Source organism: Ruegeria sp. HKCCD6157, assembly GCF_013110685.1.
Classification (GTDB): domain Bacteria; phylum Pseudomonadota; class Alphaproteobacteria; order Rhodobacterales; family Rhodobacteraceae; genus Ruegeria.
In genome coordinates this window covers 53,683-65,440 of sequence record NZ_WVRB01000009.1, presented here as the reverse complement: position 1 = coordinate 65,440, position 11,758 = coordinate 53,683, and the positions used below count along the sequence as shown (strand labels likewise).

The window sequence follows — 11,758 nt, the reverse complement described above, 5'->3', positions numbered from 1 at the left end:
CCTTTCAACTCGGAGCCGCCATCGGCGGTCCGCGGGTTTTCTCATTTGCGAAGGTGTCAGGCCTTTTGCCAGAGCCTGAAATCAGAGTGGCGTCAGGTGCCACCGCCCGATGGATGCCCCCTTGGGGGCATCCGAGTGTTTTGCTTTAGACAGTACCGCCCAGCGATCCCTCAAGCTCGGCCATTTCCTGACCGCCGGCCATCAGGTCCTGCAACTCTTCGGGTGTGATTTCACCGCGTTTGGCAGTGCCCAGAGTTTTGCCACGGTTCAATACGGTAAAACGATCACCCACCGCCAGCGCATGGCGCACGTTGTGGCTAATGAAAACCACGCCGACACCCTGGCTGCGCACCCGGTCGATCGTGGCAAGAACATTCGACGTCTGACGCACACCAAGCGCCGAGGTCGGTTCGTCGAGGATCAGGATCTTGGCGCCGAAATACACCGCCCGCGCGATGGCCACCGTCTGACGTTCGCCGCCGGACAATGTCCCAACCGCCTGATCCGGTGCGCGCAGATTGATGCCCATCTTGCGCATTTCTTCCATGCAGACTTCGTTTGCATGATCCACATCGAACCGCTTGAGCAACCCTTTGCCCTTGGTGGGTTCGCGCCCCATGAAGAAATTACGCGTCACGCTCATCAGTGGGATCATCGCAAGATCCTGAAACACGGTCGCGATGCCCGCTTCCATCGCATCGCGCGGCGTGTCGAAATGCAGCGGCTGACCTTCGAACAAAATCTCGCCCTTGGTGGGTTTGTGCACCCCGGACATGGTCTTGATGAAGGTGGACTTACCCGCGCCGTTGTCGCCCAGCAGGCAATGGCATTCCCCGGGCTTGACGTCAAAGCTGACGCCAGCAAGCGCGATGATATTGCCAAAGTGCTTTTCGATGTCTTTCATCTGAACGATGGGCGCCTGATCATCGACGGCATCGCCATGGTGGAACTTGGTGTCTTCGGTCATATCAGCGCTCCCCGGTTACGCGCTTGCGGATCGCGTTGTTGAACAGAACGGCAATCAACAGCATGGCACCCAGGAAGACCTGGAACCAATCCTGATCAAAGTCGGTATAGGTCAGTCCGATGACGACCATTCCAAAGATGATCGAGCCGAAGAAAGCCCCGATGGCCGAGCCGTATCCGCCGGTCAGCAGGCAGCCGCCGATCACCGCGGCGATGATCGCCTCGAATTCTTTCTGGAACCCCCTCCGCGCATCGGTCGAGCCTGCGTCCATGACGGTAATGATCGCCACAAGGGCGGCACAGCACGCCGTCAGCATGAACAGTGAAACCTTGACGCGGTTCACCGGTACACCCGAATTGGATGCAGCCGTGCTGTCACCACCCGAGGCGAAAATCCAGTTCCCCACCGGGGTACGCAGAAGCACGTAGGTCGCCGCCAGTGTAATGACGATGAACCAGAGGATTTCGACCGGAATACCCGGGACCTTGGGCGCACCGCTTTTGAATGTATCGATCATGCCGTTGGCGGCCAGCCATGCGAACAGGCTGCCGAATGCTTCGCCCGAAAAGAAGGGGGCCAGCCAGTCGTTTTCGACCGCGTCGCGCACGCCGCGCAGCTGGGTCGAACCGCCTGTCGCCATTTTCAGACCCACCAGTGACAGGCCACGAAGGATGAACAGAAACGCCAGCGTTACAATGAACGAAGGCAGGCCAGAACGGATCACGATATTGCCGTTAATCGCACCGACACAGGCCGCAAATACGAATGTCATTGGGATTGCAAAGATCAGCGGCAATTGCCAGGTCACGACGCAGACGCCGAAAAACAGCCCCGAGAACGCGACCATCGATCCGATCGACAGGTCGAACTCTCCACCAATCATCAGCAGTGCCGCACCGATCGCCAGGATACCCAACTGTGCCGCGGGGGTCATGAAGTTCATGACACCGGCCAGAGTGAACATCGATTCATCTGCGGTGATCGCAAAGAACACGAATACCAGAACCGCACCTGCAATGGCGCCCAGCTCGGGTCTTTTCATCAGTTTGGTCAGGAATGGTTCTTTCTTGACCCTTTCGTCCGACAGGACGGGCGCTGATTCACTCATGGTTTCCTCCCAATTCGGTGAGACCGGCGCGTTGGCGCCGATCCTGTTGTCTGTCGAGCCGCGCCGAAATCAGCGGATACCTTGCGCGGACAGTTCGATGACCTGTGCGGCCTTGTCCTGAGTGATCAGGTTTGGACCCGAAGGCACGTCACCGCCCGGCATCAGGCCGTATTTGGCGTGCAGACCCATGAAGTTCACCGACAGGTAGCCCTGAAGGTACTGCTGCTGGTCGATGGCAAAGGCCGCGTCACCATCCACGATTGACTGGAGGAAGTTGGCCGACAGGTCGAACGAGGCAACATTCAAATCCCGCCCCGAGGCTTTGGCCGCGGCGACCGAAGGCTCGCCGGCCGAGCTTGCGCCCAGAGCCATAACGGTATCGACGCTTTCGTCAGCGGCCAGCGCGGCGGCAACTTTGGACTCGATCTCGGACGGATCGTTCGAGGTCGGCAGAACGGTTACTTTACCGCCGAACCCTTCGGTGAAGCCTTCACAGCGCAGATCAAGTGATACGTTGCCAACCTCGTGGTTGACACAGATCGCATTCGTTCCACCCATCGAGGCCAGCTCTTCACCAGCCGCCTTGCCCGCATCATATTCGTCCTGACCCACATGCAGCAGAGCGCCCAGTTCCTTGGCCACTTCCGCACCCGAGTTGATCGAGATCACCGGGATACCGGCGGCAACCGCACGTTCGATCGAGGGGCCAAGCGCATCGGCATCCGGGATCGAGACGATCAGCCCGTCAGGCTCCTGGTTCACGGCTGCGTCGATCAGCTGCGACATGGCAACCATGTCAAAGGTCTCAGGTGCACGATATTCCACGTTGACACCGACATCTTTTCCGGCCTGCTCAACGCCGTTCTTCACGACGTTCCAGAATGCGTCATTGGCCTGGCCATGCGACACGACCACGATTTCCTGCGCAAATGCAGGTGTGGCCAAGGCCAGTGCCCCCGCAGCAAGCGCGCCTTTAACGAATTTCTTCATTTCAGTTTCCTCCCAATGGTTCAGTCTGATCTTCTGTCGGGGTACCAGCCCCGATCATCCGGCTGTGCCGAATCTCAGTGGCTGCGGCGCTGGGCCGAGCTGCCGTTAGTTTGAAGTATTTCGATCATTTTGCAACCGGTTTCAAAATTTCTTCCATCCGAACCGGTTTTCCTGCCCGCGCCGACAGGGTTGCGGCCTCGGCCATCGCCAGCGCTGCAACACCGTCCCTCAGCGTGACCGGAACTTCGGACCCACTTTCAACAGCGTCGACAAATGCGGCCCATTCCACGCGGTATGCAGGCATGTAGCGTTCCAGGAAGAAATAGGTCGGCTTGGCACCCACGACACCGTCCGCCGTTGACTTGACGACAGTGTTTTCCAGCATGTTCTGAGCCTGTAGCAACCCCTCGGAGCCCAGCAGTTCGACCCGCTGGTCATAGCCATAGGCCGCGCGCCGCGAATTCTTGATGACCGCGATGCGGCCATCCGCGTAAGTCATTGTAACTGCCGCTGTATCCACATCCCCCGCGGCGCCGATTTCAGCATCCACAAGCGAAGACCCAACCGCCGAGATTGTTTCGGGAACGTCCCCCATCAGGAAGTTCGCCATGTCAAAATCATGGATCATCATGTCCCGAAACAAGCCGCCAGACACCTTTACGTAGCTGACCGGTGGTGGCGCCGGGTCAAACGATGTGATCGACAAGAGCTCTGCCTTGCCGATCTCACCCGCATCCAACCCCGCCTTCAGGGTCGCAAAATTGGGATCAAATCGCCGATTGAACCCTATCATGACCGGCTTGCCGCGTTCCGAGACCGTATTCAGACATTCCGTGGCGCGCTTCAGGTCCAAATCAACGGGCTTTTCACACAGAACGGCTTTTCCTGCACCTGTGGCTGCTTCAATCAGGTCAGAATGCGTATCTGTTGGAGTTGCAATCAGAACCGCGCCGATTTCCGGATCCGCAATGATCTCTTCGGAACTGCGCGCCTTGGCCCCATGATCGCTGGCAAGGCTGGCCGCGGCCTCGGGCAAGGCATCGGAAACAGCAATGAGTTTGCTGCCCGGATGCGATGCAATCGCCTGCGCATGAACACGCCCGATGCGCCCGGCACCCAACAATCCGACGTTCAACATACAGATCTCCCGAATCTTGTTGTTGCGCGCAACAATGATTCTATTTGCAACCGGTTGCAATATTTTTTTCACAACCTTGGCGCTTTTACGGCTCAGGCCCCAAATCATCCTGAAGAATTCGCGTTATGACCCCGGATCCCGCTCCGCCAGCTGCAACTCACACGCTGAAATCCGCGCATTGGCCGTCCTACGGGAATCCCCCAATTTCGGAACATGGTGAATCAGGTTAATGTTTGGTTAAGGAACACACACTACCACTCTGTGACCCCTTAGAAGGGCTGGCATGACCCCCTCGTCCAGCCCTTCATACCTCACCCAACAACCGCGAAGAAACAGCCCGCATTTCGGCCTGACGTGTTCATCGAAATTGACGTTCGACATCGAAAGTCCGTTCCTAAAAAATAACACTTCATTGTTATACCAAGATAATATTTTGGGTGCGACATTCTCTGTTTCGTCTCCGCGACATCTAAATTCCGTCTTACGACATTCCCAAACCGTTCGTTTTCTTCGATTTTCTCAAGAAAAAAGCCGCTCATCTCTGAGCGGCTTGAATATCTTTGATCCTGGCGGGTTATCTCTGCCGAGGTTTCCTGCGGGTCTGCCTTGATTCTTTGATGTGCCTGTCCATCGCAATCGTCGTATCAATGCTTCGCCAATCACGACTGAGGAAGGGATTAAGTGCATCATCGCAGTTCATCCTTTCGTAATAGCTTTTCGCAAAGTGTTCGAAGGAAATGGTTTTTGGCTTCGACATCCCGGCGCTGCTGATCGCAGAAATCAAGATTTCGATGGCAATGCCAAACCGCTGTGCGGATGCGTGCATCAGAATCCGAATGAACTCATCCTCATCCAACAGACCATCATCGAGTACTCCAGCCTTCTTCAGCAACTCCTTGCCCGCTGTCTTCAGAGCAACTCCTTCTTCGCTGAACTCCATGGGCAGAACTTCGATTGGCTCAAGCCGCCTCAAAAACGTGTCGTTGTCATTGATAATGGCCTTTGCCTCCATGGTTCCGGTGACGATCAAGCTAACTGGCCAATCATCGTCCTGCATCAAATTCCGAAAGTTCGACGTGATCTGCTTCGTGGCGATCGTTTGACATAAATTCTCCGTTCGCATTTCAACGGGAAATGCGCTTCTGTCTTTTGTGAGGGGGGTAGGCCGGTTTTTTTGGGGGGTCCGGAAACCTGCACATATCGAAAGAGCGTGCGGCGCCCGCTTTCCCTGAAAGACGCCACGGAAAGCGCAACCATCCACGTAAGAAGCCGGAAAGCCGTTGTCTAAAGCAGGTACTTCAGATACCGTCGATAAGCAGACTAGGCTGGTTTTCCAGTCGCAGGGGTTTGAGCGTGCCAGCGATCAGCCCATTTTCTCATTTCTCTCTTGTCTCCATTCATATCCTTTCGGTTTCACCTCTGGAATTCAGGGGCGATCTTCTGTGTGAGACGAACGTAAACACTCCGTCCAAATCGAGTCCAGAAAAAATATATCGCAATAACAATTGCTTACTGCGAATTTCTCGGGGGCAACTCTTTTCGCTCAGGTTTCAAAGAGCGGCTAAAAACCCGCCCTCGGTCAGTTCTCCTTCATGGTTCTGAGGTTTTTGTTCCTCCTTCTAAAATTCAACTAGGAGGAAAAATTTCACCTTTATACCGCCTGGCGAATTTTTCTGAGAAGAAAATGTCCCTTTTGAGAAGCAGCCGTCTATACCGGCTTCTTCTTCATTTGCTGGCGGCACCACATCAGGTGCTCGTGTGACCACGGCACCAAATCTGGTGTCAGTCGGACCGGCTCGACGCAAATGCAGTTGAATATCAGTCCAGGCGTGGTCGCCGTGAGATCGTTCATCAGATCCTTGCGGCGCGCATGAGCGACCTTGTAAGACAACCCGATGCGATCTTTCAGCTGATGCGATGTGAGCAAATCTGCAGCTCGGCCTCGCGCGTGACAGGTGATGATGTACTCAGCCGCCAATAGCCACTTGCGGATCGGCAGGTTGCTTCCATGAAGGATAGTTCCGGTTTTCGCAGAGAACTGGAGCCTGCACTTTTGGCAGTGAAATTTTTTTCGCGCCTCAAAATGCAAGATGGCCGCCGATCCACATCGCAAACACATCACGCCCGACGGCCATCTGACCTCCAAAACTCGACTCACTGCGGCGTCATTCGTAGGGAACCGCGTCGCTACGCCCTCGGGCGGCAACGCAAAATGGAACTGGCACCAGCGAATACGATCACGGTCGTCGGACGAAATTGGTTTACTCATTGATTGTTCGCAGATGCCATCGCATGCCAAATAGTTGAGTCTTTACATGCCCTGCAAAAAAGAACAAAGCCCATTCAATGCGACAGCTCTCGTTAAAACCGGCGCCAGTTCACCGAGAAACCCTGCCTTCGTATGTATCTCGAATGGCGGCGATGAACCGTGTCGATTTGAAGAACTTCTGCGTCGACATGGGTTTTTCCATGAAGAAGCTCCTCAACTTGGACCCTGAGGCCTTGCATATCATCGCTGAAATAGCCGCGTTGGACGATCACGCGCTTGCTGCGCTTGTCAGCTGGACGGGCGAGAAGTCCGGCGATGTAAGGATGATCTTCCGCGACGAAAAATTCGTATCCCGCGCGCTCAAGAATCCCTTGGTCCGAGGCTGCCCAGTTTGCCTTCGAGATGACGCAAATGCAAATCCGAGCAGACCCCTGGAAGCTATGGCAATAAGGGGGGATTGGCAGTTTCGCGAAGTATCGACCTGCGTTCGACACCAACATGCGCTGATCCCACTTTGGAGGCGCCAAACACCGACAGAACGCTTTGATATCAGCACCCGGCTTTCGGAAATCCTGGAGGACCTGCTCAAAGGCAATCTTGAACAAGGGCGATCATCTCCCAGTGCATACGATCTATGGCTTGATCAGCGACTTGAAAGTGGACGTGATGACACTTGGTTGGCGGGACAAACTCTCTACGCTGCTACGACCTTCTGCCGGCTTCTTGGTTCGGAACTATTGCGGCTTCCTGAGTATCCAGACGTTCATGTTGCCGCCCGTCTGAGAGCTGCACAGAAAGTCGGGTTTGAAATTGCAACGGGCGGCAGGGATGCAATCGACAACGCATTGGACAAACTTGCGGCTCTTGCCCCACTCGCGGGTGATTTGCCCAACAAGGCTTTTGGCGCGCTTTTTGGAGGCCTTGCACGCGCTCACCTCAATGAGGATGCGTTTGATGACTTCAGACGAATCCTGTGGGAACGGATCATCCTGATCTGGCCAGTCGCAGCCGATCAGGAGATCCTGGGCCGCACTCTTCCTGATCGGCGCCTGCATTCGCTAACCTCAGCAGCAAAGGAAACGGGTGTGGGCGAACCTCTTTTGGATCAGTTCCTCGTTGAGGCAGGGGCTTACGACAAGGCAGACGGAAGGCCGGCGGCGCGCAAGACATTCGACGCGCTTCAGCATGCGTCCTTGCTCGCCGAGATCCCAACGCTCGTTGGTTCTGACGAAATAAGAAACGCGATGGGGGCGACCAAGTCTCAGTTCAGGTCACTGGTTGAGGACCGGGTTCTAGTTCCCAGAACAAATATACCGAAAGTAAAATCGCCTTGGCGACTGCAAGATGGTACCGATCTAATGAGGGAACTGAACGCATTGGTGATTGGTGTCGTCGAAGACCAGGACCAGTGGGAGTTAGTACAACAGGCGAACGCGAGGACCGGATTGGGCGTTGGCCGCATAGTCCACGCAATTCGGGATGGACGCCTGCGGGTCGCTCGATGGCATGGTCTTGATGGATACAGGGCGCTATGCGTGTCCAAGGTTGAGATAGACCAGTTCGCGGTGGATAGCGGGGCGCAGACCGAAGCTCACTCCAAGCTTCCGACGGAGGTCGTCTCCACCGCCGCGGCGTTCGGGCGTTCCGTGGGAATGAGAGAAGGTCAAGCCTTTCAGAGGCTGGTGCATGCGGGGCATACCCCGGCGAGCCATGAAACGATCTCCCGCAATGGAACCAAGCGTTTCTAAGTGACCGAAGATGATATCGCCGCATTTCACCAACGATTCTTCACGCAAAAAACCCTGGCTGATGAATACAATGGTTTCTGGAGAACGCTGGTGGCGCAGTTACAGGCCGGGGGTGTTGAGCCATTCACTTCTGACGGCGAAACCTTCGGGCATCTGTTCTTGCGCGCCGACGTGGAGCGTTTTTTTGAGAAGCCGGTGGCCGACTGCAAAAGTTTGGGCTGGGCAAACAAGTCCTTTCCCAACGAATGAAGGAAACGAATTCGGTGTCCCGATCACACTCTGGCGGCGCGTTCCAGGGCTCAGGCCGATTTGCACTGATTGGACGGACGGGTGCAGGCGAAACAATCGCCGCTCGCTGCGCGGCCCAAGAACCTGTGATTCTCGCTGCCTTTAACTGGCCGGGCGGCTGCGATAGGCCCGAAAACCTCGTTCGCTGACATCCAGGACCTGGCAAAGACGTTGGTCGGGAAATCGCGGCCATGCTTTTTCCCTCTCGTCGAAACTGCGTTTCGACTGCCGGGCAGTGGATGAACCTAAACCTCATGGCTTTTGGCTCGCGAAGAAGGCCATGGCCTTTTTCAAGATGCCCCTCTCCTCCTTGAGAATGCGGTTCTCACGAAGAGGTCGCTCGTTCTTACGGGCAAGATACAATTCCTTGTCCGACACCACATCAGTGTTGCGATGCGCCGTCACCCATTTGTTCAGCCTCGACAAGCCAACGCCCAAATCCGATGCGCCCGGTCTGCGCGTCAGACCGCTCGTCAGCGCGATCCGCACTGCATCAGCACGGAATTCGTCCGTTCGTTTCGATCACATAGTTCATCTCCTTTGTTGCAATAAATGCTATCGAAGGAGCGGCATCAAACCGTGACAGGTCTAGCCCCCAGGTTCAACAGTCAAGGTTACTCTGCCGCGATCGCTTTTTCTCGCTGAGTCTTTTCGCCTTCAATCAACAGAGTGCGGGTCGGAAACGGAATATTGATATCCGCTTCGTCCAACGCCTCTTTGACTTTGCGCTTCATGTCCGCCTGGTATTGGAAGTAGTCCGAAGACTTGCACCACACGCGGACAAGAAAATCGACGCTGCTGCTGCCAAGATTGTTCACCTGGATGAACGGTTCGGGGTCAGCCAACGAACGGGCGTCCGACATGATCGTCTCGCGAATGACGCGCTCGGCCTCCGCCAAGTTGACGCCGTATCCAACGCCGAACGTCCACTCGGCACGACGGGTCTCGTAGACGGAATAGTTCTTGATGGTGTTTCCCCACACCTCGGCGTTGGGAACGATAACCTTGACGTTTCCCATATCGGCAATTTCGGTGTAGTTCAGAGTGATGTCTTTAACGGTTCCGAGCACGCCATTCACGTCGACGAAATCGCCGATCTTGAGCGGCCTGAACAGGATGATCATCACGCCGGCTGCAACGTTGGACAATGTGCCTTGCAACGCAAGACCAATGGCCAAACCGGCGGCACCGATCAGCGCAATGATCGACGTCGTCTGCACCCCGAACGTGTTCAGAATGAACAGCCCGGTAAACGCCAGGATCGTATAGCGCGCCAGATTGCCAAGAAAGTTGAACAACGTATCGTCCAGGCGTTCCGATTTTTCACCGACGCCCCGGATCTTCCGGCTGACATATCTTGAAATCACAAGCCCGAGAACCAGAAGGATCAGCGCGGCTATCGTGTTCGCGACGAGGCCAAGAAGGGCCTCGAGCGTCAGCAGGTCGCTCAGCGATTTCCCGTCATACAGCTCGGTATTCAGAACTTGCGACAGTTCGGCCCAAACGGTGTTCGTCACGGTCTCTGCGGTCTGTGCAATCTCGTTTTCCATGGTGTTCCTCGTCGTGTCTCATCGCCTGAGTTTTCGTGTCTTGCAGCGCGGCCCTGCCGCGTCAGACCTCGATCACGGCGCTAGAGGCAAAGAACATGGCCTGGCTGACGGCCGATTTGACCTGTTCTTCGGTGTAGGGTTTGGAAATCAAAAAGGCCGGTTCGGGCCCTTTGCCCGTCAGAAGGCGCTCGGGGAATGCGGTAATGAAAATGACGGGACAATCGCCGTGCTGGGCAATGATGCGGTTCACTGCATCGATTCCACTGGATTTGTCCGCCAGTTGGATGTCCGACAGGATCAGGTCGAACGGCTCGCGCTCGGCCAGTTCGATGGCGGCCGTCTCGGTGCGTGCGACCCCTGTGACCCGGTGGCCCAGGTCGGTCACCATAGTTTCAAGATCCATCGCGATGATTGCCTCGTCTTCGATGATCAAAATGCGCCCAGAAGTGTGGCGGGCCATTTCCTCGTAGGCGATATCGATCAGCTTCTGAGCCTCGGCGGGTTCTATCTGCATGATTGCGGCGATATCGCTGACCGAGAACTCTTCGACCGTGCGCAGCAGCAAGGCCTCGCGCGTGTTCGGCGTCAGGCGTGCCAGCTGAGCGTGAGCGCGCGATTGGATGTCAGAACTGCCGCCATCAGCGTCAACAGGCATTCCCGACGTTGACCAGATGCTGTGAAAAACACGAAACAAGGCGACCCGCGGTGTGAGATCGGCATCGAACTGGGCGGGATCTGCAAGGATCGCCTCAAGCGATGCAGCGGCGTAGGCGTCGCCACTGTCCTGTGAGCCGGTGAGGGCACGGGCATAACGGCGCAGAAACGGCAAGAGCGGGCCAATTTGATCTGCGACGGAAACTCCGGTCAGCTCGGTCATCTATGTTTTCCTCATTTTTTTCTCTAAACTCGGGAACCAAACGCATACTGGGGCGTTATGGTTCCAGCAAAAGTAAAAATTTTTGATGATGCCATGACAAAACCACAGCCAAGCCGAAGCCATCGGCAAGAAATAGAGCAAAGGATCGACGAGAACCTCAAGCGAGCTTTCGATGAGGTTGCAAGCGAACCGGTTCCGGATCGGTTCGTCGATCTTCTTGAAAAACTGCGCAATCAGACCAGTGTCTCCAAAAGCGGTGACACGGGAGGCTCGGATGGTTGATCCCCGAGAAGAGCTTGTCGAACATATCGGTGCGATGCGTGCCTTTGCGATCAGCCTGTGCCGAAACGGCGCAACGGCAGATGACATCGTCCAGGACGCATTGATCAAGGCATGGAGCAATATCGGCTCGTTCCAGGAAGGTACCAACATGCGGGCCTGGTTGTTCACCATCGTCCGGAACACCTATTTTTCCCTGCACCGCAAACGCAAGCGCGAGGTCGAGGATGTCGATGGTGTCATGGCCGAGAGCCTGTCGCAGAAGCCCGACCATGACGGACGGCTGGCATTGAAGGATTTTGCGGTTGCATTTGACCAACTTACGGATGAACAGCGCGAAGCCTTGGTGCTGGTCGGTGCACAGGGATTTTCCTATGAGGAAGCAGCCGAGATGTGCGGCGTCGCTCTTGGTACGATCAAAAGCCGGGTGAACCGTGCCCGCGCGCAACTGGCCGAACTTATGGATCTGGATGACGACGAACCCATCGAATTGACCGATGCCGTCACGGCGTCAATAGTCCAGTCGCAACCGGCGGCCTGACGA

The 11,758-nt window shown here is 55.8% G+C and carries 12 protein-coding genes and 1 pseudogene; 4 read left to right on the top strand and 9 right to left on the bottom strand.

Going from position 1 to position 11,758, the window contains the following annotated elements; genetic code table 11:
• Positions 1–145 precede the first annotated feature (145 nt).
• The 6 genes from GS612_RS19160 to GS612_RS19135 all read right to left on the bottom strand — a co-directional run bounded on the left by GS612_RS19160 (position 146) and on the right by GS612_RS19135 (position 6,472).
• Entirely contained in the window at positions 146–967 is an 822-nt protein-coding gene (locus GS612_RS19160) for an ATP-binding cassette domain-containing protein (RefSeq protein ID WP_152459131.1), read from the bottom strand.
• Position 968: 1 nt separating this feature from the next.
• Complete coding sequence (locus GS612_RS19155; RefSeq protein WP_152459132.1) at positions 969–2,075, bottom strand: ABC transporter permease; 1,107 nt, start codon at positions 2,073–2,075, stop codon at positions 969–971.
• A 69-nt stretch (positions 2,076–2,144) separates the two neighbouring features.
• Positions 2,145–3,065, bottom strand: coding sequence for a sugar ABC transporter substrate-binding protein (locus tag GS612_RS19150; RefSeq protein WP_152459133.1), 921 nt, complete (start codon positions 3,063–3,065; stop codon positions 2,145–2,147).
• Positions 3,066–3,189: 124 nt separating this feature from the next.
• Complete coding sequence (gene iolG / locus GS612_RS19145) at positions 3,190–4,203, bottom strand: inositol 2-dehydrogenase (protein ID WP_171642454.1); 1,014 nt, start codon at positions 4,201–4,203, stop codon at positions 3,190–3,192.
• Positions 4,204–4,777: 574 nt separating this feature from the next.
• Positions 4,778–5,260, bottom strand: a complete 483-nt coding sequence (locus GS612_RS19140) for a hypothetical protein (RefSeq protein ID WP_171642453.1) — start codon at positions 5,258–5,260, stop codon at positions 4,778–4,780.
• 651 nt (positions 5,261–5,911) lie between these two features.
• A complete protein-coding gene (locus tag GS612_RS19135) occupies positions 5,912–6,472 on the bottom strand; it encodes a transposase (RefSeq protein ID WP_171642452.1) in 561 nt (186 codons plus the stop codon).
• 77 nt (positions 6,473–6,549) lie between these two features.
• Here GS612_RS19135 and GS612_RS19130 point away from each other — a divergent pair, with 77 nt between their 5' ends.
• Positions 6,550–8,220: a TniQ family protein gene (locus GS612_RS19130; RefSeq protein WP_171642451.1), complete on the top strand. Its 1,671-nt coding sequence runs from the start codon at positions 6,550–6,552 to the stop codon at positions 8,218–8,220.
• Complete coding sequence (locus tag GS612_RS19125) at positions 8,221–8,469, top strand: hypothetical protein (RefSeq protein WP_171642450.1); 249 nt, start codon at positions 8,221–8,223, stop codon at positions 8,467–8,469.
• A 276-nt stretch (positions 8,470–8,745) separates the two neighbouring features.
• Here the strand turns inward: GS612_RS19125 and GS612_RS20750 are convergent.
• The 3 genes and pseudogenes from GS612_RS20750 to GS612_RS19110 form a co-directional block, all read right to left on the bottom strand.
• Positions 8,746–8,997: pseudogene (locus tag GS612_RS20750) on the bottom strand (IS3 family transposase); the annotation flags it as partial.
• Positions 8,998–9,122: 125 nt separating this feature from the next.
• Positions 9,123–10,058, bottom strand: a complete 936-nt coding sequence (locus GS612_RS19115; protein WP_171116887.1) for a mechanosensitive ion channel family protein — start codon at positions 10,056–10,058, stop codon at positions 9,123–9,125.
• 61 nt (positions 10,059–10,119) lie between these two features.
• Positions 10,120–10,935 carry a response regulator gene (locus tag GS612_RS19110; RefSeq protein WP_171642448.1) on the bottom strand — a complete coding sequence of 272 codons (816 nt, stop codon included), beginning with the start codon at positions 10,933–10,935 and terminating at the stop codon, positions 10,120–10,122.
• 57 nt (positions 10,936–10,992) lie between these two features.
• Between GS612_RS19110 and GS612_RS19105 the strand changes: the two genes are divergently transcribed.
• On the top strand, positions 10,993–11,217 hold the full coding sequence (locus GS612_RS19105) for a NepR family anti-sigma factor (protein WP_253286224.1): 225 nt from the start codon (positions 10,993–10,995) through the stop codon (positions 11,215–11,217).
• Complete coding sequence (locus GS612_RS19100; protein ID WP_171642445.1) at positions 11,210–11,755, top strand: RNA polymerase sigma factor; 546 nt, start codon at positions 11,210–11,212, stop codon at positions 11,753–11,755. The genes GS612_RS19105 and GS612_RS19100 overlap by 8 nt, the downstream gene beginning before the upstream one ends.
• Positions 11,756–11,758: the final 3 nt, after the last annotated feature.